Genomic DNA, 23547 nt, shown 5'->3' with positions numbered 1-23547 from the left:
CAGATAAGGCTTTGCGGTGAGTCGGGGCGGCTTGGCGGGAAGAAATGACGGAGCGTGGCTTTTTGGGCACAACCGTCCTCCGCGCCGGAGCCGGCCCGCTTCACCGCAGCGGCTTATCCTTGGTACAATGCACAATTAACTCCTTGATTCCTAAGTGAATTTGGGGTTGCGCGCAACCTGCGGTCGCTGACGACAAACGACGAAGGATAAATTCAATGCAATTGGTCAAAACCTCGCGAGACAATCTGCTGCGTCCGCTGCAAATCGTGAGCGGCATCGTGGAGCGCCGCCACACCCTCCCGATCCTGGCCAACCTGCTGATTCGCAAGTCCGGCTCGAACGTTTCCTTCCTCTCGACGGACATCGAGATCCAGATCACCACCCACGCCGAATGCGGCGTTGGCAGCGACAGCGTGGCCACTACCGTGGCGGCGCGCAAGCTGCTGGACATCCTGCGCGCGATGCCTGACGGCGACGTGGCGCTGTCGCTGAACGACAAGCGCATGACGGTGCAATCGGGCAAGAGCCGCTTCGCGCTCCAGACGCTGGCCGCCGAGGAATTCCCGACCGTGGCCGAAGCCGCGGAGTTCAACGCGAGCGTGAGCCTGCCGCAGAAGACGTTCAAGCACCTGCTGGCGATGGTCCACTTCGCCATGGCGCAGCAGGACATCCGCTATTACCTGAACGGCATGCTGCTCGTGGTGGATGGCAAGAAGGTGATGGCCGTGGCCACCGACGGGCACCGCCTGGCGTACTGCGGCGTGGAACTCGAGACCGAGGCCACCGGCGGCGGCGCGCGGCAGGAAGTGATCATCCCGCGCAAGACCATCCTGGAACTGCAGCGGCTGCTCGAAGACAACGACGATCCCGTGCAGGTGCAACTGGCCGCCAACCAGGTCAAGTTCACGTTCGCGAACATCGAACTGATCAGCAAGCTGGTGGAGGGCAAGTTCCCGGACTTCCAGCGCGTGATCCCCAAGGGCTACAAGAACGCGTTCGCGATCGACCGCGTGAAGCTGCAGCAGGCGCTGCAACGTACCGCCATCCTGACCACGGACAAGTTCAAGGGCGTGCGCTGTATCCTCGATACGCACATGCTGAAGATCAGCTCGACCAACGCCGATCAGGAAGAGGCGCAGGAAGAACTCGAACTCGATTACTCGGGCGACGCGCTCGATATCGGCTTCAACGTGACCTATCTGCTCGACGTGCTGGCCAACCTGAAGAGCGAGCAGGTGCAGGTCAGCCTGGGCGACTCCAATTCGAGCGCCCTGATTACCGTGCCGGAAGACGACAACTTCAAGTACGTCGTCATGCCGATGCGGATCTGATGACCGGGACTCCGGCCATGCCCGCCCGCGCGGGGATGGCCGTGGACTGTCCAGAAGACAAACCGGGCACACACCGCAGCAGGGGCAGGATCCCAACGATCCGCCCCTTTTGCCGTTTTTAAGTAACCCGCCATTGCGGACCCCAGACCCCGCGCCAGCCCGGCGCCGGGACCGGATTCCGCATTTGCCGTGAGTATCGTGAGTAGGAAAACATGACCGACCAGCAAAATCCGCAGCAGGAAAACTCTTACGGAGCCTCTTCGATCCAGATCCTGGAAGGCCTGGAGGCGGTACGCAAGCGCCCGGGCATGTATATCGGCGACACCTCCGACGGTACTGGCCTGCACCACCTCGTGTTCGAGGTGCTCGACAACTCCATCGACGAAGCGCTGGCCGGTTATTGCACCGAAATCCAGGTCACGATCCACAGCGACAACTCGATCTCGATCGTCGACAACGGCCGTGGCATTCCGCCCGCGGTGAAGTTCGACGACAAGCACGAGCCGAAGCGCAGCGCGGCGGAAATCGCCATGACCGAGCTGCATGCGGGCGGCAAGTTCAACCAGAACAGCTACAAGGTATCCGGCGGCCTGCACGGCGTGGGCGTGTCTTGCGTGAACGCGCTGTCCAAGTGGCTGCGCCTGACCGTGCGCCGCGACGGCCAGGTCAACCTGATCGAGTTCGCCAAGGGCGCGGTACAGAACCGCGTGGTGGAGACCGTGACCGGTCCGGACGGCAACCCCGTGGAAGTCTCGCCGATGAAGGTCATCGGCGCGACAGACAAGCGCGGCACCGAGGTGCACTTCCTGGCCGACGAGGAAATCTTCACCAACGTGGAGTTCCACTACGAGGTACTGTCCAAGCGCATCCGCGAACTCTCGTTCCTGAACAACGGCGTACATATCCGCCTGACCGACCAGCGCACGGGCAAGGAAGAGGATTTTGCCTACTCGGGCGGCGTGAAGGGCTTCGTCGAATACATCAATCGCGCCAAGACCGTCCTGCATCCGACCATCTTCTACGCGAATGCCGAGAAGGAAGGCATCACGGTGGAAGTGGCCATGCAATGGAACGATGGCTACAACGAGCAGGTATTGTGCTTCACGAATAACATTCCGCAGCGCGATGGGGGTACCCACCTGACCGGTCTGCGCGCGGCGATGACGCGGGTCATCAACAAGTACATCGAAGAAAACGAGATCGCCAAGAAGGCCAAGATCGAGACGTCCGGCGACGACATGCGCGAGGGCCTGTCCTGCGTGCTGTCCGTGAAGGTGCCCGAGCCGAAGTTCAGCTCGCAGACCAAGGACAAGCTGGTGTCGTCCGAAGTGCGCCTGCCCGTGGAGGAGCTGGTGAGCAAGGCGCTGACCGACTTCCTGCTGGAAACGCCGAGCGACGCCAAGATCATCTGCGGCAAGATCGTGGACGCCGCGCGCGCGCGCGAGGCGGCCCGCAAGGCCCGCGAGATGACGCGCCGCAAGGGCGCCTTCGACGGCATGGGCCTGCCGGGCAAGCTGGCTGACTGCCAGGAGCGCGATCCGGCGCTGTCCGAACTGTTCCTGGTGGAGGGTGACTCCGCAGGCGGCTCGGCCAAGCAGGGCCGCGACCGCAAGTTCCAGGCAATCCTGCCGCTGAAGGGCAAGATCCTGAACGTGGAGCGCGCGCGCTTCGACAAGATGCTGTCCAGCCAGGAAGTGCTGACGCTGATCACCGCGCTCGGCACCGGCATCGGCAAGGACGACTACAACCTCGAAAAGCTGCGCTACCACCGCATCATCATCATGACCGATGCGGACGTGGACGGCTCGCACATCCGCACGCTGCTGCTGACGTTCTTCTATCGCCAGATGCCGGACATCATCGAGCGCGGCTATGTGTACATCGCCCAGCCGCCGCTGTACAAGATCAAGCACGGCAAGGAAGAGCGGTACATCAAGGACGACAACGAACTCAACGCCTACCTGCTGAAGCTGGCGATGGAGAAGGCGTCCCTGACGCGCCCGGACGGCAGCGAGATCACGGGCGACGCCCTGACCGAGCTGGCACGCCAGTACCAGCTGGCCGAAGGCGTGATCGGCCGCCTGTCCCGGATCGTCGATCCGGACGCGCTGCGCGCCATCGCCGACGGCGTGGTGCTGGACCTCGACAACGCGGCAGCGGCGGAAGCCTCGGCCGTGGCGCTGAAGGCCAAGCTGGCCGAGATGCACGCCAAGACGCTGCTGGGCGCCGCCGTGAACGACGACGGCACCGCGGACGTGTATGCGCAATTCGACGAAAAAACCGACAAGCACCGCCTGATGATCGCGCGCCGGCACCATGGCAACGTGCGGCTGTCGCACCTGGACGCGGACTTCGTCCATGGCGCCGACTACGCCGCACTCGCCCGCGCCGCCACGACCTTCCAGGGCCTGATCCCGGAAGGCACCAAGGTCAAGCGCGGCGAAGGCGAACGCCTGCGCGACCAGACCGTGTCTGACTTCCACCAGGCCATGCAATGGCTGCTCTCCGAAGCGGAACGCGGCGTGTCCCGCCAGCGCTACAAGGGCCTGGGCGAGATGAACCCCGAGCAGCTGTTCGAAACCACGCTCGACGTGACCCAGCGCCGCCTCCTGCGCGTGCAGATCGAAGACGCCATCGCGGCCGACCAGATCTTCACCACGCTCATGGGCGACGAAGTGGAACCGCGTCGTCATTTCATTGAATCGAATGCGTTGGTGGCGCGGAATATTGATGTTTGAGGGTGTGCGCCGCTCCTAGCGAGATCGCAAAAACGCTAGTCATCAAATGGGGTTACGGCTTGCCAGGCCGTAACCCTTTTTCATTGAAGTGAGACTGTCCATGCCTCTCATCGACATCAAGAATCTCCAGCTGGCCGCCGCCGCCTTTGGCGAGCAGCGTGGCTGGGGCAAGTATCACAGCCCCAAGAACCTTGCCATGGCGCTGAGCGTCGAGGTGTCCGAACTCGTGGAAATCTTCCAGTGGCACACGGAAGAGGAATCCCGGAATGTCATGGCGACAGCGGAGCGGGCGCACGTGGAGCAGGAACTGGCGGATATTACGATTTACCTCACACAGCTTGTGACAGCGCTGGGCGTGGATCTGGATGCCGCCGTGCGGGCGAAGATGGAAATGAACGCGATGAAATATCCCCCGCCTGCGGGGGAGGCGTAGCGGCTGATCGAGCCCGCGACCTACAGGTTCTCAATTCCCACGCGCCAGACTCGCGCGGTGGCGTCTCCCTCATCCCGCACAAACGTCACGCTGGCCACGAACGGCTCGACGATAGGAATCTTCTCCATCGGCGTGACGATCAGGCACTGCATGTTGGCGGCGCCTAGCCGTTGAAGCCAGACTTTGGCCGTGGCGTCTTCGCCTCGCCAAAATGATTCATCCAGCACGGCGAGGTGGAAGCGGTGGGGCCGCGCGGCCTGTGTGGATATGAGCGCGGATGGACCGTCGCGTAGCTGTTCGTCCAGAAGCGCCCAGTCGCTTGCGTCCGCGTCGATACGGGCCTGGAGCCAGCGTCGCATGCTCTCGCGGCAGGGGTCGCATGATTCCACGGTGGGGGCGTGCTGCCCGAACGCTTCGGCGCGCAGCGCGTCGAGCATATCGAGGCTGGCCGACTGCATGGCGAGTTTGGACGCGGCGAGCAAGTCTTCGGCCTGCTGGCGCTCCGCTTCGGCGATGGCCATTGCCGTCTGCGCCGCCGTGCGGGCGTCGCGGCAGGCATCGAGCGATTGCTCGCATGACCGGATCGTTCCTCGTAATTCCTCCAATCCATCGGCCAGTTGCTGGAGGATGTCCGACGCGTTCTGGAGTCGTTGCTTCTCCTCCCCAAGCCGCGCGGCGTCGCGCGCCGGCGTGCGCCAGTCGATCTCGTGGAAGTCCGAAAAAGCGGAGAGTTGCGAGAGCGCCGCCGACGGCGCATGGGCTCGGCGCGCGGCCAGCCGGTCGCGTTGGGCGAGGAAGTCGGCGTCGGTGGCGGCGGGTGTCTCGTTGATCGACGCAATCAGCGTTGCGTACAGCGTGGCGCGTTGCCGGCGAGTGTCGCGTACGCGTTCGAGTTGCTCGATATCGAAGTCGAGCTGCGCGATCCGCTCGCCGCCGCTCGCGGAAATGCTATGCCGCAGGTGCAGCGCCTGGGCGCGCAGCGCGGCGTGGCGTTCCACCTCATCCAGCACGCGGCGGTCGTGTCGCGCCCAGTCGTCGGCCAGTTGCCCGAGCCGCCCCTCCAGCAGCGCGAGCTTGAGGCCGGCAAAGTAACCGTCCAGCGCGTCACGGCAGGCGCGCAGGGCGTCCACGGGTAGCGGATCGCCGATGGCGAAGCAACGCCGGAACCATGCGTGATAGCGGGCGAAGGTGTCGAATGATTCGGCGCCGACTGTGCGCAGCGTTTTGCGGAGGGCGATGAGGTCGCCGTCGAAGTGAGAAAGATCGCCGCCAATGCTCAATTCATGCGGCGCGGCGACGAACAGCCGCGCAGGCAGCGAGTGATCCGCCGCGCTTGGGAATATCTGGGCAAGGGTGACCGTTCTGTCGAACGCGGCATTGTGGAATACGCCGAGCAGCATCGCCGGTCGATCTGCCGTACGCGGCGGGATGGCGGGGTCCGGCTCCGGGAGTAGGAGCATTCTCAAAGCTTCGACCAGGGCGGTCGTGCCGGGTCCGAGGTCGCCCGTCAACACGGCATGTTGGCCGTCGGGGCGCATCGACGACACACCCTGCCGAAACGGCCCCCAGTTCAGGACTTCGAGCCGCATCAGGCGGAATCCCGCATCCGTCGTGGTGGCCTCGAGGTCCGGGGCCACCGTCTCCGGTGCCATGGTGGGTGCCCTATCCATCGACGCCTCGCGTGCGCTCGGTGGAGGTGCCGCGCAGTTGTGTCTGATAGGTGGCCAGCCGCGCATCGAAATCGGCCAGCCATTGGGCATCGACAAAGGCTTTCAGCACGCGGCGGACTTCGTACGAAGGGGTTTCCGATTGCCCCACGCGCCGGAGGAAGCCGAGTTCGACGATCTTGCTGACATGCGAGTCGACCATGTCGATGAGCTTGGCCTCATTGCTGCCCGAAGGCAGGAACGTGCGTAGCAATTCAGCGATATCTTCGCGCGTCAGAATCAGTGGGCCGCGAAGGCCCGCCACGTCGAACTCGGCGAGCACCTTGCGCAACAACGCCAGCGTGAGGCTGACGGCATAGGACAGTGGGCGTCTGGCGATCAAAGGGGGCACCGTGGCATCGGGTGCTGGCGCCGATGGCACTCGTAGAAATGCGAATCCATCGTCCTCGTCGATGAACAGGGCAAGGCCTAGCACGGCCACGTAGGCCCGCACGGCTGCCTGCTGTGCCAAGAGTGCCTGCCATACGGTGGGCGCGTCCTCGCGGCACACCACCCCTTTGAGCAACGGCACCACAAGGGGCGACAGCGCATGGGGATCGGGCGCGCTCATGATCCCGCTCCTGATCCATTTCTCACAAAGAGGACACGCGGCATTTGCGCGCCGCGCGTCAATGGCTCGCCGCCCATGCCGCGCGCATGCCAGGTGACGGTCTCCATTGCCGCGTTATCGACGACGCAATGGAAAGTATCGCCAGTCAATTGCAGATAGGTCAGCAACTCCGCGAGGCCGTGCTCGAGCGGGTGGTCGCCGCAGAGGGCGTGCAGCGAGACTTGCGGCTGACCGCGGAGTGCGGCTTCCACCCGTCGTTTGAGAAGGCTCTTACTTAGGGCGGCGGCCGGTGGCGGCTGATACAGCACCCGTTCCATGGGCAGATCAATGCGGGCCGCCGTCTCGTCGATCGACGAAAACAGGCCGGCCGGCGGGGTGTCGCGCAGTGCGCGCGCGCGCGCCTCGATGCTTTGCAGAATGGCCGGGAGCGTGTCGGGGTCGAAGCGCAAGGCGGGCCCTCCGGGTAGTGAGGCGGCAGGAATCGGGGCTGGAATCGGTTCTAGTGTGCCTTCGGTCGCAACATTCAGGAAGCAACATTCCCGCCATGAATCGTCATGCGACGAAAACGTGGCGTTGGCCGGACACGCAGCCGCGCGCTAGACTGGTATGCATCGCATTTTGCGTGATGAGCGGAGGTGGTCATGGCGGTGCGCAAGCAGGGCAAGGCGGTGGGGAATATCCACATCGGCATCGGCGGATGGAGTTTTGCACCGTGGCGCGACAATTTCTACCCGCCCGGTCTCGCGCAGGTGCGCGAGCTTGAGTATGCAAGCCGTCACCTGACTGCCATCGAGATCAACAGCACCTATCACGGGACACAAAAGCGTACGTCATTTGCCAACTGGCGCAATGCCACGCCGGATGGCTTCGTGTTCTCGGTCAAGGCGTCGCGCTTCGCCACCAACCGGCGCATCCTGGCCGAGTCGGGCGATTCCATCGCCCGTTTCATTGATAGCGGCATTGCCGAATTGGGCGAGAAACTCGGCCCCATCGTCTGGCAATTCGCCCCAACCAAGCAGTTCGTTGCCGATGACTTCGAGGCATTCCTGAGTCTGCTGCCCGATGCCGTCGAAGGCGTGAAACTGCGGCACGTGCTTGAGGTGCGGCACGAGAGCTTTATGTGCGACGACTACCTGAAGCTCGCGCGCAAGTTCAAGGCGGCGACCGTGTTCACAGATTCGCCAAAGTTTCCGTCGTTCGCGGACCCGACCGCGGACTTTGCCTATGCGCGGCTGATGAACGCGCAGGCGAAGCTCAAGACCGGCTATGCGCCGAAGGATCTCGACGTGTGGGCCGCGCGCGCCACCGCCTGGGCTGGCGGCAGCGTGCCAGACGACCTGCCGCGCGTGGATGAACAGGCGGGTGCCCGCCCGAAGCCCAAGGAACTGTTTCTGTTCTTCATCAACGGGGCCAAGGAGCACGCGCCGGCGGCGGCGCAGGCCCTGCTCGAGCGGCTGGGATGGGCGCCCACCGAGGACGTGCCGGTGAAGAAGCCCGCCGCGCGCAAGGCCGCCTGACCGACCCCGGTTTCCGCGCCACCCCCGCCGCACCCCCACCGCACCCCCACCGCTATAATCCGGCATGACTTCGAGCCCAACCCCCAACTCCGCCGCCGCCCCCGCCACCCCCGCCAGGACGCCGGCCGGCGCGCCGTTCTCCGATCTGGCGCTGTCGCCTGCAATGCTCGCCACGCTGGCGCAGCTCGGCTACGACACCATGACGCCGATCCAGGCCGCCAGCCTGCCGCTGGCGCTGGCTGGCCAGGACCTGATCGCGCAGGCCAAGACCGGCAGCGGCAAGACCGCTGCCTTCGGCCTGGCACTGCTGCATCGGCTCGACGCACGCCGCTTCGACGTGCAGGCGCTGGTGCTCTGCCCCACGCGCGAACTGGCCGACCAGGTGACGCAGGAAATCCGCCGCCTGGCGCGCGCGGAAGAGAACATCAAGGTGCTGACGCTGTGCGGCGGTTCGCCCATGCGGCCACAAGTCGACAGCCTTATCCATGGCGCGCATATCGTTGTGGGCACCCCGGGGCGCATTCTCGATCACATCGAGCGCGGCAGCCTGGACCTGCGTGGCATCAACACGCTGGTGCTGGACGAAGCGGACCGCATGCTCGACATGGGTTTCTTCGACGACATCGCCTTCGTCGCCAATCACTGCCCGAAAGACCGCCAGACGCTGCTGTTCTCGGCCACGTACCCGCCCGGCATCGTCAAGCTGAGCCAGCAGTTCCTGAACAAGCCGCGCGAGATCAAGCTGGCCGAGACGCACGGCGCCAGCAAGATTCGCCAACGTTTTTACGAGGTGGAGGAGGGCGACCGCCTGCAAGCCGTGGGCCGCCTGCTGGACCACTTCCGGCCTGCCAGCACGCTCGCCTTCTGCAACACCAAGGCACGATGCCGCGATCTCGTCGAATTACTACGCGCGCAGGGCTTCGAGGCACTGGCGCTGCATGGCGATCTGGAACAGCGTGACCGCGATCAGGTGCTGGTGCAGTTTGCGAACCGCAGCTGCTCGGTCCTGGTGGCCACGGACGTGGCGGCGCGCGGGCTCGACATCGCCCAGCTGGAAGCCGTGATCAATGTCGACGTTACGCCAGACCCCGAGGTGCATGTGCACCGCATCGGCCGCACGGGCCGCGCGGATGCCGAAGGCTGGGCCTTCAGCCTGGTCAGCATGGATGAGATGGGGCGCGTGGGGAACCTGGAGCAGCATCAGGGCGGCGAGTTCGAATGGCACCCGCTGACCGAGCTGGTGCCCACGAGCAAGGAGCGCCTGCTGCCGCCGATGGTGACGCTCCAGATGCTTGGTGGCCGCAAGGAAAAGATCCGCGCCGGCGACATCCTTGGCGCGCTGACCGGCGAGGCCGGCTTCACCAAGGATCAGGTGGGCAAGATCAACGTGATGGAGATGTCGACGTACATCGCCGTGGATCGCGCCATCGGCAAGGAGGCGGTCAAACGGCTCAACGATGGCAAGGTCAAGAACCGCAAGGTGCGGGTGCGGATGCTGACGGAGTAACGCGCGACTTTGTTATCGGGGGAATTGTGCGCAGGAAATAACAATCAGCGATGTCGGATTGCTTACAAAGATTCGTGAAAGTCACCCTGTAAGCGCCGACTATCCTTTGCTAATCTGAAAGAGCAGGCCGGCGGCGCATTCGGGGGTGAAAGACGCGCAGCCGCGCGGGCGCAACGATTTCCCCAGACAGCAGCAACAAGGAGTCGGTCTATGAAAACCGCACGGCAGGTTCTGGAAGCGAAGCCAAATCAGGCGATCTTCAGCATTCCTCCTTCAGCGACGGTCTACGCCGCGCTGCAACTGATGGCGGAGAAAAGCGTCGGCGCGTTGCTGGTGATGGAGCACGGCAAGATCCAGGGCATCCTCAGCGAACGCGACTACGCCCGAAAAGTGATCCTGATGCAACGTACGTCGCGCGAAACCCTGGTGCGGGAGATCATGACCACGGCGGTGATTTATGTGCGGGCGGACCAGACCACGGACGATTGCATGAGCCTGATGACGCGGCATCGCCTGCGCCACCTGCCCGTGATGGAAGGAGACGAGCTGCTCGGCATGCTGTCGATCGGCGACCTCGTGAACAACATCATCAGCGAACAGCGTTTCGTGATCGAGCAACTCGAACACTACATCACCGGCGGGTCGCGCTAGCGACCAACAGGCCACGGACGCTCGATGTGGCGCCGTGGCCACTTCCTGCCAAAATTCATTGCTACGTCAACGAAGGCTTACGCATATAATTATGCGGATACTGAATTAGGCCATTTCCGACGCAGGGATGGTCCCCACAGCCTCCATCCCGCCGTAGCCACATGTCGTCGCCCACCTCGCCGCAATCCGCCGTGGAGGCTACCGCCTCCGTTCCCGAACATCCGCCCATCGTCCACGATCACCGCGCCATCATGCGGGTGATCGGCGGCATCGTGTTATGTATCCTGCTCGCGGCGCTGGACCAGACCGTGGTCATCCCCGCCGTGCCCGCCATTGCGAATGATCTCAACGGATTCGGCCACCTGTCGTGGATCGTCACCGCCTACCTGATCGTCTCCACCGTCACCACGCCGCTGTACGGCAAGCTGTCCGATAGCTTCGGGCGGCGGCGCCTGCTGATGGTGGCCATTACGCTGTTCATCCTCGCCTCCGTGGCGTGCGCGATGGCGCAGTCCCTGACGCAGCTGATCCTGTTCCGGGCGTTGCAGGGCGTGGGCGGCGGCGGGCTGATGTCGCTGGCCCAGGCGGCCATTGCGGACGTGGTGGCCCCCCGCCAGCGCGGGCGCTACCAGGGCTATCTGGCGATGGTCTGGGCGATGGCCTCCATCGCCGGGCCGCTGGTGGGCGGCTGGGTGTCCGATCACCTGTCCTGGCGCTGGCTGTTCTGGATCAACGTGCCGGTTGGCGCGCTGGCCATGGCGATGTGCTACCGGGGCCTGGCCACGCTGCGCCCGCGCGGCGGCCGGCCACGCGTGGACTGGCTGGGCGCGCTGCTGCTGGCGGTGGCCATCATCGCCTTCCTGCTCGCCATGAGCTGGGCCGGCGATGCCTTCGACTGGATTTCCCCGGAAACCGGCGCGCTGCTGGCCCTCACGGCCGGCGCGCTGGCGCTGCTGGCCTGGCAGGAGCGCCGCGCGGCGGACCCGATGCTGCCCCCGCGCCTGTTCCGCAACCGTGCCTATGTGATGGGCGTGGGCGCCTCGGCGCTGGCCGCGCTCAATATCTTCCTGTGCATCTTCGCGCTGCCGCTGCATTTCCAGCTGGCGCGCAACGCCGATGCGTCGATGTCCGGCCTGCTGGTGGTGCCGTTCCTGCTGTCTACCGTGGCCGGCAACCTCGTGGTGGCCTGGCTGGCGCCGCGCATGGGACGCATGCGCGGCATTCTCAGCGCCGGCTTCGTGGCCGCCGCCATCGGCCTGAGCGCGCTGGCCGCTGCCACGCCGGACGTGCCCACGGCCGCCGTCCTGCTCGCCATGACGGTGGGCGGCGTGGGGCTGGGCATGGCGATGGTCGGCACGCTGATTTCGGTACAGAACGCGCTCGAGCGCCGCGACATGGGGGCAGGCACCGGCGCGCTGCTGGTGGTGCGCTCGCTCGGCAGCGCGATTGGCGGCGCGCTGGCCGGCACGCTGCTGGCCCTGGAGTTCCGCGAGGCGATGGGCCGCGCCGGGGTGACCCAGGCGCTGGACCTTGGCGCGCTGCGCCACGGCAGCGAGGCGATGGCGCATCTGTCGCCGGCCGTGCGGCAGGTGCTGTCCGCCGGCGTGGAGTCGGGCTTCCAACTGATTTTCGCGGCGGGCGCGGTGGCGGCGGTGGTGGCGCTACTGATCGTGCGGCGCATGCCGGACCTGGAGCTGCGCGCCAGCGTGACCGAGCACGCCGCGACGGCGGTGATGGACTGACCCATCGTGCAGCGCGGAGTGCAGTGAACCCGACGAAGGCGTAGACTGCGGAGGCTACCTTTCACGCCCCAATATGGAGTCGCCCGTCATGACCCGCATGGTCCCCCCGACCCGGATGCGCCACCCGCGCACGGCCACCCTGACGCTCCAGCGCCGCGCGCTGCTCGCCGCCCTTGCGGTGTCCGCGATGGCCGCCGCCACGGCCAGCCTGCTGCCGCGCGCAGCCCACGCCGCCGAGAAGTCGACCCCCACTGCCGCCGCTTCAACCGGTCAGGCCGGCAGTTGCCCGGCGGCGCTCAACTTCAAGTTCCCGCGCCTGCAGGACGAGTCGCCCCAGAACCTGTGCCAGTACGCCGGCAAGGTCGTGCTGGTGGTCAATACCGCCAGCTACTGCGGGTTCACGCCGCAGTACGAGGGCCTTGAGGCGCTCTACGCCAAGTATCGGGAGCGCGGCCTGGTCGTGCTGGGCTTCCCGTCGAACGATTTCTCGCAGGAGCCCGGTTCCTCCAAGGAAATTTCCGACTTCTGCTACAACACCTACGGCGTCAAATTCCCGATGCTGGGCAAGTCCCACGTGCGCGGCAGCGATGCCAACCCGATGTACGAACTGCTGGCCAAGGAAACCGGCACGGCGCCGAAGTGGAACTTCTATAAATACCTGATCGACCGCAAGGGTCAGGTCGTTGGCAGCTACAACAGCATGGTCAAGCCGGACGACAAGCAGTTCGTCGCCACGATCGAGAAGCTGCTCAGCACGCGCTGACCGCATGACCGACCTTTGATCCCCGTCAAAGGTCGAACCGGCCCCGCTGGTACTTTCGCCGATTCAAAACAAAAACGAGCGAAAGGGGGTCGCGATGGCTATCGCGCTATATGAATCGAGCGAGCATGTCTGCATGGTGTTCACCGACCTGGTGGACGATGGCGACGGGGAAGTCGTGCAGTCCAACCAGTTCCTGGTGGTCAACCACGGCCACGGGGCGTTGATCGACCCCGGCGGCCCGCTGACCTACGGCGAGCTGTATATGGCGATCAGCCGCCACTTTCCGCCCAAGCGGCTCGACTACGTGCTGGCCTCGCATGCCGACCCGGACATCGTGGCGTCGGTGGGCCGCTGGCTGACGGCGTCGGACAGCAAGGTGCTGATCTCGCAGGTCTGGGCGCGCTTCCTGCCCCATATCTGCCAGGCCGGGAAGATGGCCGGCCGCGTGGTCGGCATTCCGGATGCCGGCATGGTCGTGCCGCTTGGGGCGAGCCAGCTGGTTGCCGTCCCGGCCCATTTCCTCCATTCGGAGGGCAATTTCCACTTCTACGATCCCATCAGCAAGATCCTGTTCTCGGGCGATCTGGGCGCGGCCATGACCACGTCGGCCGAGGCCGGCGCAGTGGTGGAGGATTTCGACGCTCATCTCCCGCGCATGCTGCCGTTCCATCGCCGCTATATGAGCGGTAACCGGGCGTGCCGGCTCTGGGCCGAGATGGCGCGGACCATGGATATCGAATGGATCGTGCCGCAGCACGGGCCGTCCTTCCGGGGCCGGGCGATGGTGAAGCGCTTCATCGACTGGGTGGGGCAGCTCGAATGCGGGCTCGACCTGCTCGACAGCTCGCACTATCGCGTGCCGGCCGGCGCGCTGGCGTAGGGCAGGCCCGGTGACCCGGGCGGTACATCGCCGCCCGTGGATGTCTGCGTTGCTGCACAGGACACGCCGGTCAAATTCCGGCTATCCTCGGTTTCCTTGCCGTCCCCCTTCCCACGGCTGGCCAGAAACCAAGGAAATCACCATGAAACTAGTACGCGTAGGACAGCCCGGTGCAGAGCGCCCGGGCGTCGTGGATCGTGATGGCCGCGTGCGCGACCTGTCTGCCGTGATCGGCAACATCGGCCCGGATGAACTGGCGCCCGCCGCGCTGGCCCGGCTGGCCGCGATCGACCCCGCCACGCTGCCGCTGGTGGAGGGCGCCCGCCACGGTGTGCCCTGGACCGGCATCGGCAAGATCATCGCCATCGGCCTGAACTACGCCGACCATGCCGCCGAAGCCGGCATGCCGCTGCCGGCGGAGCCGATCGTCTTCCTGAAGGCCAATTCCTCGCTGAACGGCCCCAACGACGCCGTGATGCTGCCGTTCGGTTCGGAAAAATCCGACTGGGAAGTGGAACTGGGCGTGGTCATCGGCACCACCGCGCGCAATGTGTCGAAGGCCCAGGCGCTCGAGCACGTGGCCGGCTACTGCGTGGTCAACGATGTGTCCGAGCGCGAGTTCCAGATCGAGCGGGGCGGCACCTGGGACAAGGGCAAGGGCTGCGACACCTTCTGCCCGGTCGGCCCCTGGCTGGTCACGCGCGACGAGGTGCCCGAACCCCAGAACCTGGCGATGTGGTTGGACGTGAACGGCCAGCGCATGCAGAAAGGCAGCACCGCGACCATGGTTTTCGACGTCGCCACCGTGGTCAGCTATGTCAGCCGCTTCATGACCCTGCTGCCCGGCGACCTGATCGCCACCGGCACGCCGCCGGGTGTGGGCATGGGGTTCAAGCCGCCGCGCTACCTGCGCGCGGGCGACACCATGCGCCTCGGTATCGCCGGCCTCGGCGAGCAGACCCAGCAGGTCGTGCCATACGGCGAGCGCTGAGTCGGGCGTCGGCCCATGTCCGACATCGTTGCCAGAAAAAGGGGGACTTTCGGGTTCCCCGCTGAAACGTCTTCATACAAAGGGTCGCAGTTCCACACAAAGCGTCCCCTAAGGGCAACAGTTTTGGCACGGTTTAGGGCGCATACGCACGAAATCCGCAATCTGGGTTTTACCCTTCGACCCTGCGTGAAATACTGTTCATACATGCAAGCCACAAGAGCAACGCCATGTCTGAACATGCCCCCGAAATAGAATCGATATTGAAGACCGTCGCGGTCAAGCTCGCGAACGGCTCCACCGAATCCCCCACGCGCTCCTACTGCACGCTGCACGACACGCTCGACTGTCACGACGAGCTGCAGGACATCCGGCGCAGCATCCACCAGCACCCCGAACTGGCCTTCAACGAGATCCGCACCGCCGAACTGGTGGCGTCCCGCCTGGAGGGGTGGGGCTATCAGGTCACGCGCGGGGTGGGCGGCACCGGGGTGGTGGGCACGCTGCGCGCCGGCACGGGCAAGCGGAGCGTGGGCATTCGCGCCGATATGGACGCGCTGCCCATCCACGAGCGCTCGGGTTTGCCCTACGCCAGCGTCCATGAGGGCAAGATGCACGCGTGCGGCCACGACGGCCACACCACCATGCTGCTGGGCGCCGCCCGCCAGCTGGCGCGGACCCGCCGCTTCAACGGCACCATCCACCTGATCTTCCAGCCGGCCGAGGAAATCGGCGCGGGCGGCGGGGCGGAGCGGATGCTGGCCGACGGCCTGTTCGAGCGGTTTCCCTGCGATGCCATCTTCGGCCTGCACAACCATCCGGGCGTGGAAGCCGGCACGTTCATGTTCCGGTCTGGCCCGTTCATGGCGGCCTGCGACACGGTTGCCATCACGATCCGGGGCAAGGGCGGCCACGCGGCGCGCCCGCACCAGTCGATCGACCCGATCCTGGTGGCCGGCAGCCTGGTGATGGCGCTGCAATCGGTGGTCGCGCGCAATGTGGATCCGAACGAGACCGCCGTGGTCACCATCGGCACGCTGCACGCCGGCCACGCCCCGAACGTGATTCCGGACAGCGCGCGCATGGAAATCAGCGTGCGGTCGTTCAACCCCGAGGTGCGGGCGTCGATGGAGGCGCGCATCCGCCAGCTGGCCGCGTCGCATGCCGAGGGCTACGGCGCCACGGTCGATATCGACTACGTGCGCGGCTACCCGGTGCTGGTGAACAGCGAGGCCGAAACCGAATTCGCGCGCCAGGTGGCCGAGGAACTGGTGGGGCCGGAGCGCGCGGTGCCGAATTTCCACCGGATTGCGGGCAGCGAGGACTTCGCCTACTTCCTGCAACAGCGCCCGGGCTGCTTCGTGCGGATGGGCAACGGCGCCAACCAGCCGCTGCTGCACAACGCCGGCTACGACTTCAACGACCAGAATCTGACCGTGGGCGCGGCGTACTGGACCCGACTGGCCGAGCGTTACCTGGACGGAGCCTGAGCGGGGCCTGAGCACTGCCTGAGCCCCCAATCGGACGTCGGGCAGTTATCGGAAGAAGGCGCTGGGCGGCACGCCGAACTGGCGCCGGAACATCGTCGCAAAGGCGCTCGGGCTGCCATAGCCCATGTCCAGCGCCACATCCACCACCTTCGCCCCCGCCGCCAGACGCTCCAGCGCGGCCAGCAGCCGTGCCTGCTGGCGCCATTGGCCGAAGGTCATGCCGGTCTCGCGCGCGAACCGCCGCTGGATCGTCTTCGGATCCACCGCAAGAGAATGTCCCCAGTCGGCCAGTGTCAGGTCGGTATCCGGGCTTTCGACAATCGCATCGCAGATCCGCCGCAGGCCGGCATCGCTGGGGCGCGGCAGGTGCAGCGGCAGGGTCGGCACCAGCAGCACCTCATCCAGCAGCAGCCGCATCAGCCGGCCGTCGCGCGAATCCGGCGCATAGGGCAGGGGGATGTCGATGGCGGCCAGGATCAGCTCGCGCAGCAGCGCCGTGACGCCGAGCACCGTGCAGCGGGTGGGCAGGTCCGGCGCGGCGTCCGGGCGGATATAGGCGGTGCGCATCTGAACCCGGCCCACCATGCGGATCCAGTGCACCGTGCCGCCCGGCATCCACATGCCGCGCGTGGGCGGCACGATCCACTGGCCGTCCGCCGTGGAGACCACCATCACGCCGTGCATCGCGTGGATCAACTGCGCGTGCGGATGCTGGTGCGGCTTGGTGACGTGGCCCGGGGCGTAGTCGGCGGCCATGGCGGTCACCGGCATCGGGCCGCGGTCGAAGCGGAGGTAGGCTGGCGCTGCCGCGTAGGTGTCGGCGCGGGCGTCGGCATCGGGGTCGTGCGGGGCATCGGCCGGCAGGCGCCGGGCGCCCGGCGTGGTGCGGTCGATCCACTCAACCGGCGGCGGCGCCGCTTTCCGGCTGCGAGGGGTGGGCGGCATGTCCTTTTCTCCAAGGTTCCGGCCCCATTCTCGCAGGACAGGCGCAAATTTGCCATTTACGATGCGATCGTCATACTTTTAACCAGACGACCGGCCAATGCGCCCCGCACGATGAGCACAACCGTCAATTCCGCCCCCGCCGCCGAAGTGGCGCACCGCGAGGAAGGCACGCGCTTCCGCGTGCTGTACGCGATCAGCTTCGCGCACTTCCTCAACGACATGATCCAGTCGCTGATCCTGGCCATCTATCCGATGCTCAAGGGCGGCTTCAACCTGAGCTTCACCCAGATCGGCCTGCTGACGCTGACGTACCAGATCACCGCGTCGCTGCTGCAACCAATCGTCGGCCTGTATACAGACAAGCATCCGAAGCCACATTCGCTGGCCATCGGCATGGGCTTTACGCTGTGTGGGTTGCTGCTGCTGTCCGTGGCGCCAACCTATGGCGTGCTGCTGGTGGCGGCGGCGCTGGTGGGTACCGGCTCGTCGATCTTCCATCCGGAGTCGTCGCGCGTGGCGCGCATGGCCTCGGGCGGCCAGCACGGGCTGGCCCAGTCGATCTTCCAGGTGGGTGGCAACGGCGGTAGCGCCATGGGGCCGCTGCTGGCGGCGTGGATCGTCCACCAGCAGGGCAGCGTGGCGTGGTTCTCGCTGGCCGCGCTGCTGGCGATTGCCGTGCTCTGGCAGATTGGCGGCTGGTACGGCCGCCACCTGGCCGAGCGCGCGGCCAAGAAGAAGGGCGCCGGCACGGCGGCCAAGCCGCTGCCGACCCGCACCGTGGTCCGCGCCATCGCGGTGCTGCTGCTGCTGATCTTCTCGAAGTACTTCTACATGGCGAGCCTGAACACGTACTACACGTTCTATCTCATGGATAAGTTCGGGCTGACCCGCCAGACCTCGCAGATCTACCTGTTCGTGTTCCTGTTCGCCGTGGCAGCCGGCACCATCCTCGGCGGCCCGATTGGCGACCGCATCGGCCGCAAGCGCGTGATCTGGGCGTCCATCCTCGGCGTGGCGCCGTTCACGCTGATGCTGCCGCACGCCAACCTGTTCTGGACTGGCGTGCTGTCGTTCGTGATCGGCTTCATCCTGGCCTCGGCGTTCTCGGCCATCCTCGTGTTCGCCCAGGAGCTGATTCCGGGCAAGGTCGGCATGGTGTCCGGCCTGTTCTTCGGCTTCGCCTTCGGCATGGGCGGCATCGGCGCCGCCGTGCTCGGCACCCTGGCCGATACGCACGGCATCAAGACCGTGTACGACGTCTGCGCCTTCCTGCCGCTGCTCGGCCTGCTGGCGGTGTTCCTGCCGGACCTCGGCGGAGGGAAGAAGACGGTGACTGCCGCGGCCTAGCCTGCCGTGGATTTGCTCCCCTCGCCCGCCTGCGGGAGAGGGGCCGGGGGAGAGGGTCGGCGCGTAAAGTTGCCGCCCCCTCGTAGAACGGCTACTTCCCTGCCTTGTCCTGCGACACATCCATGATCATCCGCGTCAGCAGGTACAGACGTGGCGTGACCGAGTTCAGGTCCACATACTCGGCATCGTTCGAATGCGCGCCAAAGCCGCGCAGCCCGAATCGCTCGATCACCGGCGCCTTGGTGCCCGCCGCCGCGAACGCCGCGTCGGTGCCGCCGCCTTCGGCGGTGTCGTACACCATCAGCTTCTCGCCGATTTCCGAATAAATACCCTGCGCATGGGCTGCCAGCGTGCGCGCTGCCTGGGTGACCTCCAGCGGCGGCCGGCGGCGCTCGAACTTGACCTCGACCCTGGTGTCCGGAATCAGCTTCTGCTTGATCCGCTCCTGCAGCGTGCGCTCCAGGCCGTCGTAGTCGGCGGTGCGGAGCACGCGCACATCGGCCTGCGCCGTGGCCACGGCCGGAATCACGTTGCGGTTGGTGCCCGCGCTGGAGATCGTCCAGTTGACCTTGAGCCCGGTGTCCGGGTTGGACAGATCGCGCATCTGCAGGATCTGGTGCGACAGCTCGTACAACGCGTTGCGGCCCAGCTCCGGCGCGCTGCCCGCGTGCGACGCCTTGCCCTCGACTTTCAGCGAAATCGCACCGATGCCGCTCGTCGCCAGCGACAGGCGGTCACCCGTGACGCGCGTGGCCTCGCAAGAGAACACGGCGTCCTGCTGCGCCCCGAGCTTGGTCAGCATGGCGCGGGCGCCCGGCGAGCTGATTTCCTCGTCGCCGTTGATCAGCACCGTCAACGTGCCGTAGTCCTTGAACTTCATCTTTTGCAGGATGGCCACCGTGTGGAGGATCACGGCCACGCCATTCTTGTCGTCGGCAATGCCCAGCCCGTAGGCGCGGTCGCCGTCCACGCGGAACGGCTGCTGGGCGAGCATGCCGCGCAGGTACACGGTGTCCATGTGGGCGATCAGCATGATATTGCGGCGTCCGGTGCCCTTGAACTGGGCCATGACCATCTTGCCGACCTTCTCCGGCGTGTCTTCCATCCGGTAGATCTCGGTCGGCTCGACCAGTTTGGCGTCGCCGCCGAGTGCGGCCAGCCGGTCCCGGATCAGCGCGGCGATGCGGTCGAGGCCCTCGATGTCCTTGCTGCCGGATTCGATCGACACCAGGTCCTTGAGCGTGGCGATCAGCGCGGGCTTCTCCTGCTGGGCCAGCTGGTAGGCCGGCTCCACCGGGGCGGCGTGGGCGGTGGCGGCGCCGGCGGCGGCGAGTGCCAGCGCGAACGGGAGGGCGCGCAGGGCAGGGAAGCGGGGGCGACGAACGGATGGCATGCAGTCAGGTTCCTTGTGATGGCAATGTGGGATCGGAAATCTTGAGCGCATGGCGCCGCCGCGTAAAGTGCGCCAAACGCGATGCCGCGTGAAAACGCCAGCCTGTCGCGCGCACGCAGCAGACATGGCGCGACATAGCCCAGCCGCCGCCCTAACACGGCCAGATGGGGCCAACGCCGGCGTTTTGCGGCATCATGGCGGGCATGAAGTCCGCCGTGCCCCCGTTTTCCGGTCATCCCGCCATGCCAGCCGCCCCGCCCCTGCCGGTACCCACCCGCCCCGCCTGCGCCCATTGTCTGGCCCTGGCCGAGGACCCGCGCCGCCGCGAGCCGCACGCCTGCCTGGCCCTGCGCAACACGGCGCCCCACGTCAGCGCCAGCGCGGCCGGCGTGCCGTTCAGCATGCTGTCCTTCACCTGCCGCGAGTGCGGTACGGCGTGGCGGCTGTACGACCGCGCCAACGAACTGTTCGTTTCGTGGGTGCCGGAACACCCGCTCGTGCGCTGAAACAGCTTCGCCGCGTTGGTTGGACGGCCCGGAAGGGATGGAACGGCAAGCCGGAGGTTCGGCCGCCGGGGCCGTTCGGCTAAGATAGCGCCTATCCATCAGCAACCCTCCCGCCCCATCCCCACCATGGTTCCTGCCATTTCCAAGCCGCTGCTGGCGGCCCTGTCCGTCTTCACCGTCGCCACGCTTGCGGCCCCGTCCTTCGTTTCCTCCGCCCATGCCGCGGACGCCTACCCGAGCCGCCCGATCCGCGTGATCGTGGCCTACCCGACCGGCGGCATCAGCGATGCCGTGGCCCGTGCGCTGGGCGAGAAGCTGTCCGTGCAGATGGGCACGTCCGTGGTGGTGGAGAACAAGGCCGGCGCCGGCGGCAGCATCGGCATCGACGCCGTGGCCAAGGCCGCGCCGGATGGCTACACCATCGGCTTCGCTTCCACCAGCCCGCTGACGCTGAACCCGCACGTGGGCCGCGTCAACTACGACCCGGAGCACGATGTGGCGCCGGTCATGAGCGTCATGTACTCGCCGGTGCTCGTGGTGGCCACCTCGGGCTTCGCCGGCAAGGCCTTCCCGGACCTCCTCGCGCAGGCCAAGGCCAAGCCGGGTTCGGTCCGCTGGGCTACCTCGGGCCTGGGCACGGTCGGCCACGTGATGCTCGAGCAGGTCAAGGCGAAGTCCAAGGCCGACATCACGCTGATCCCCTACAAGGGCGCCGGCCAGCAGATGAACGACGCGCTCGGCGCGCAGTTCGAGGTGATGAGCACCAACGCCAGCCCCATGCTGACCCAGCACATGCAGGCGGGCCGCCTGCGCGCGCTGGCCGTGGGCGCGCCCAAGCGCCTGGAGAGCCTGCCCGCCGTGCCGACCTTCGCCGAACTCGGCTATCCCAAGGCCAACCTGACCTCGACGTTCGGCATCTTCGCCCCGGGCAAGACGCCGCCGGCCATCATCAACCGGCTCAATGCCGAGCTGAACAAGGCGCTGGGCGAGCCGGAGGTGCGCGAGCGCCTGCTCAAGGGCGGCGAGGTGCCCACCGGCGGCACCGCCGCGCAGTTCGCCACCGCCATCCGCGCGGAATCGGAAGACAACGCGCGTATCGTCAAGGAAGCCGGGATCAAGGCCGACTGATTGGCCGACTGATTGGCCGCCGGAGTCCCTGCGGTCCATCATCGGCTACACCAGGTCCAGCCGGCTGCCCAGCCGGTGGATTGCCCGCAGCATCACGCCGTTGCGGGGCCATAGCGCCAGCTTGGTCCGCACGCGCGAGAGGTGGCTGTCCACGGTGCGCGCGTGCGTGTGGACCCCTGCATCCGGCCAGACATGCCGGATCATTGCCTCGCGCAATACCAGCGTGCCCAGGTTGCGGAACAGCAGCAGGGCCAGCGCGAATTCCTTGGGCGCCAGCGCCACCGGCACGCCGCCCACCCAGGCCTGGCGCTCGGCCGTGACGAAGCGGTACACGCCGGTGACGAGTTGCTCGGGCATGTCGCCGAAGCCCGCCGGCGCCACGGTGCCAGCCAGCATCCCCGGCACCGCCGCGCGCCGCGCCAGCGCCTCCACGCGCGCCAGCAGCTCGGCCCCGCGCCCCGCCTCGCCCACGTAGGCATCGGCGCCGGCCGCCAGGCAGGCCGCCACCTGTGCCTCGTCGTCGCCCCGGCCCAGCATCATCACCGGCACGCCTTGCCCGAGCGTGTCGCGCACCCATTTCAGCACGTCGCACGCGGCCGTCGCGGCGGCGATGGAACTGGCGCGGTCCAGCAGCAGCACGTCGTAGCGGGTATCCCGCACCGCGTCCGTCATCGACTTTCCACACCCGAAGCAGCGCACGACATGCCCGCCCCGGTGCAGCGCGTGCCTGAGCATCCCGGCGCGGGACGGGTTGTCCGCCAGCGCGGCGATCTTCACGATGGGCCTCCCTCGGCTTGTCTCGATGCGGCCATGGTAGGCCGCGCGCCCGCCGGCACGAAGTAAACATTTGTTGCCGACTAAAAATGAGCATCGTCTTATAGGGTTGCGACGCGTCCCGGCCTCTAATGCTCGGATGGCAGACAACGGATGCGCCTCGGGGGCGCGCAACGACGATGGGATTGAGGATTGCTTCGCTGGAGCCAGACGCCGGGCACGCCGCGCGGATTCGGGAGATCGTGACGGCCGCCGGCCACGAGTGCGTGACGTTCGACGATGGCCGGCGCATGCTGTTGACGCTGCGCAAGGTCACGTTCGACCTGCTGCTGCTGGACTGGCACGCGCCCCAGGTCAGTGGGCGCGAGGTACTGGCGTGGGTGCGCGCCCATCTGGACGCCCGCGTGCCGGTGATGTTCCTGACCGGGCTGGACAACGAGCGGGACATCGTGGCGACGCTGGCAGCGGGCGCGGACGACTACATGGTCAAGCCGATCCGCCCGCAGGAACTGGCCGCGCGGATCGAGGCGCTGCTGCGCCGCGCGTACCCGGACCTGCGTCAGTCGCGCGACGGCAGCATGGCCTGGGGCTGCTTCGCCTTCCACCTGGCCACCCGGGCCTCGACGTGCCACGGCCAGAAGGTGGCGCTGACGCCCAAGGAATTCGACCTCGCCCTGCTGCTGTTCCGCAACGCCGGCCGGGTGGTGCCGCGCGAACACATGGTCGTGGCAGTCTGGGGGCGCGACATCCCGCCGATGTCCCGCACCATCGACACCCACATCTCGCGCGTGCGGAACAAGCTGGGGCTCTGGCCCGACAACGGTGTGCGCATCGTCCCGCTGTACACGCATGGCTACCGGCTGGAGTTGCTCGGCGGCGATGCCTCGGCGGGGCCGGCACCCAAGCCCGATGCGGCGCCAACTGGCGGCACGCGCAGGCGCCGTGCAGCGGGGCGGCAGCCGGCGCTGGGCCCCAATCCCTGATGACGGCAGGCATTACCCGCCGCCCTGAAAAACAAAAAGGCACCCGAATGAACTGCACCCCAAAAGTTGGACACCCATCCAACCTTTGGGGTGTTTTTCATGGCGAAGTACGATGAGCGGTTCAAGCTCAAGCTGGTAAGGCAGTATCTGGCTG

The 23547-nt window shown here is 66.5% G+C and carries 21 protein-coding genes; 15 read left to right on the top strand and 6 right to left on the bottom strand.

What is annotated here, in order from left to right:
* Positions 1–215 precede the first annotated feature (215 nt).
* The 3 genes from dnaN to SB751_RS25845 all read left to right on the top strand — a co-directional run bounded on the left by dnaN (position 216) and on the right by SB751_RS25845 (position 4502).
* The gene (gene dnaN, locus SB751_RS25855; protein ID WP_092291124.1) at positions 216–1331 is read left to right on the top strand and encodes a DNA polymerase III subunit beta; all 1116 of its coding nucleotides are present in this window, start codon (positions 216–218) and stop codon (positions 1329–1331) included.
* Between the two features lie 212 nt (positions 1332–1543).
* On the top strand, positions 1544–4069 hold the full coding sequence (gene gyrB / locus SB751_RS25850) for a DNA topoisomerase (ATP-hydrolyzing) subunit B (RefSeq protein ID WP_144202807.1): 2526 nt from the start codon (positions 1544–1546) through the stop codon (positions 4067–4069).
* Positions 4070–4169: 100 nt separating this feature from the next.
* The gene (locus SB751_RS25845; RefSeq protein WP_144202805.1) at positions 4170–4502 is read left to right on the top strand and encodes a nucleotide pyrophosphohydrolase; all 333 of its coding nucleotides are present in this window, start codon (positions 4170–4172) and stop codon (positions 4500–4502) included.
* Between the two features lie 20 nt (positions 4503–4522).
* Here the strand turns inward: SB751_RS25845 and SB751_RS25840 are convergent, their stop codons facing one another.
* The 3 genes from SB751_RS25840 to SB751_RS25830 are packed head-to-tail and all read right to left on the bottom strand — an operon-like array spanning position 4523 to position 7228.
* The gene (locus tag SB751_RS25840) at positions 4523–6154 is read right to left on the bottom strand and encodes an ATP-binding protein (RefSeq protein ID WP_186296980.1); all 1632 of its coding nucleotides are present in this window, start codon (positions 6152–6154) and stop codon (positions 4523–4525) included.
* 10 nt (positions 6155–6164) lie between these two features.
* Entirely contained in the window at positions 6165–6779 is a 615-nt protein-coding gene (locus SB751_RS25835; protein ID WP_144202800.1) for a DUF4194 domain-containing protein, read from the bottom strand.
* On the bottom strand, positions 6776–7228 hold the full coding sequence (locus SB751_RS25830) for a DUF3375 family protein (RefSeq protein WP_211943543.1): 453 nt from the start codon (positions 7226–7228) through the stop codon (positions 6776–6778). Before SB751_RS25830 ends, SB751_RS25835 begins: the two co-directional genes overlap by 4 nt.
* A 192-nt stretch (positions 7229–7420) precedes the next feature.
* Here SB751_RS25830 and SB751_RS25825 point away from each other — a divergent pair, with 192 nt between their 5' ends.
* The 8 genes from SB751_RS25825 to SB751_RS25790 all read left to right on the top strand — a co-directional run bounded on the left by SB751_RS25825 (position 7421) and on the right by SB751_RS25790 (position 16317).
* Positions 7421–8296 (top strand): DUF72 domain-containing protein, encoded by an 876-nt coding sequence (locus tag SB751_RS25825; RefSeq protein ID WP_144202794.1) that lies wholly within the window; start codon positions 7421–7423, stop codon positions 8294–8296.
* 64 nt (positions 8297–8360) lie between these two features.
* The gene (gene dbpA, locus SB751_RS25820) at positions 8361–9803 is read left to right on the top strand and encodes an ATP-dependent RNA helicase DbpA (RefSeq protein ID WP_144202791.1); all 1443 of its coding nucleotides are present in this window, start codon (positions 8361–8363) and stop codon (positions 9801–9803) included.
* A gap of 210 nt (positions 9804–10013) precedes the next feature.
* Positions 10014–10454, top strand: a complete 441-nt coding sequence (locus tag SB751_RS25815) for a CBS domain-containing protein (RefSeq protein WP_144202789.1) — start codon at positions 10014–10016, stop codon at positions 10452–10454.
* Positions 10455–10705: 251 nt separating this feature from the next.
* On the top strand, positions 10706–12196 hold the full coding sequence (locus SB751_RS25810) for an MDR family MFS transporter (protein ID WP_410748708.1): 1491 nt from the start codon (positions 10706–10708) through the stop codon (positions 12194–12196).
* 97 nt (positions 12197–12293) lie between these two features.
* Positions 12294–12959 carry a glutathione peroxidase gene (locus SB751_RS25805; protein WP_377732642.1) on the top strand — a complete coding sequence of 222 codons (666 nt, stop codon included), beginning with the start codon at positions 12294–12296 and terminating at the stop codon, positions 12957–12959.
* Positions 12960–13053: 94 nt separating this feature from the next.
* A complete protein-coding gene (locus SB751_RS25800; RefSeq protein WP_144202783.1) occupies positions 13054–13839 on the top strand; it encodes an MBL fold metallo-hydrolase in 786 nt (261 codons plus the stop codon).
* A 142-nt stretch (positions 13840–13981) separates the two neighbouring features.
* Complete coding sequence (locus SB751_RS25795; protein ID WP_092291174.1) at positions 13982–14830, top strand: fumarylacetoacetate hydrolase family protein; 849 nt, start codon at positions 13982–13984, stop codon at positions 14828–14830.
* A gap of 227 nt (positions 14831–15057) precedes the next feature.
* On the top strand, positions 15058–16317 hold the full coding sequence (locus SB751_RS25790; RefSeq protein WP_144202778.1) for a M20 aminoacylase family protein: 1260 nt from the start codon (positions 15058–15060) through the stop codon (positions 16315–16317).
* A gap of 45 nt (positions 16318–16362) precedes the next feature.
* On the opposite strand, the gene SB751_RS25785 is transcribed toward SB751_RS25790, so the two are convergent.
* Entirely contained in the window at positions 16363–17181 is an 819-nt protein-coding gene (locus tag SB751_RS25785; protein WP_144202895.1) for an AraC family transcriptional regulator, read from the bottom strand.
* Positions 17182–17373: 192 nt separating this feature from the next.
* On the opposite strand from SB751_RS25785, the gene SB751_RS25780 reads away from it, so the two are divergent.
* A complete protein-coding gene (locus SB751_RS25780; protein WP_144202775.1) occupies positions 17374–18609 on the top strand; it encodes an MFS transporter in 1236 nt (411 codons plus the stop codon).
* Between the two features lie 91 nt (positions 18610–18700).
* Here the strand turns inward: SB751_RS25780 and SB751_RS25775 are convergent, their stop codons facing one another.
* Positions 18701–20002 carry a M20/M25/M40 family metallo-hydrolase gene (locus SB751_RS25775; RefSeq protein WP_211943540.1) on the bottom strand — a complete coding sequence of 434 codons (1302 nt, stop codon included), beginning with the start codon at positions 20000–20002 and terminating at the stop codon, positions 18701–18703.
* A gap of 242 nt (positions 20003–20244) precedes the next feature.
* Here SB751_RS25775 and SB751_RS25770 point away from each other — a divergent pair, with 242 nt between their 5' ends.
* Positions 20245–20508 carry a hypothetical protein gene (locus SB751_RS25770; RefSeq protein ID WP_177219853.1) on the top strand — a complete coding sequence of 88 codons (264 nt, stop codon included), beginning with the start codon at positions 20245–20247 and terminating at the stop codon, positions 20506–20508.
* A gap of 126 nt (positions 20509–20634) precedes the next feature.
* Complete coding sequence (locus SB751_RS25765) at positions 20635–21636, top strand: Bug family tripartite tricarboxylate transporter substrate binding protein (RefSeq protein WP_144202765.1); 1002 nt, start codon at positions 20635–20637, stop codon at positions 21634–21636.
* Positions 21637–21681: 45 nt separating this feature from the next.
* On the opposite strand, the gene SB751_RS25760 is transcribed toward SB751_RS25765, so the two are convergent.
* Positions 21682–22413, bottom strand: a complete 732-nt coding sequence (locus SB751_RS25760; protein WP_144202763.1) for a response regulator transcription factor — start codon at positions 22411–22413, stop codon at positions 21682–21684.
* Positions 22414–22589: 176 nt separating this feature from the next.
* Here SB751_RS25760 and SB751_RS25755 point away from each other — a divergent pair, with 176 nt between their 5' ends.
* Positions 22590–23393, top strand: a complete 804-nt coding sequence (locus tag SB751_RS25755) for a response regulator transcription factor (protein WP_410748696.1) — start codon at positions 22590–22592, stop codon at positions 23391–23393.
* The last annotated feature ends 154 nt before the right edge of the window (positions 23394–23547 follow it).

It is taken from the genome of Cupriavidus sp. SIMBA_020 (assembly GCF_046535395.1).
In the GTDB taxonomy this organism is placed as follows: Bacteria; Pseudomonadota; Gammaproteobacteria; order Burkholderiales; family Burkholderiaceae; genus Cupriavidus; species Cupriavidus campinensis.
This window is presented reverse-complemented; position numbering and strand designations above follow the sequence as displayed.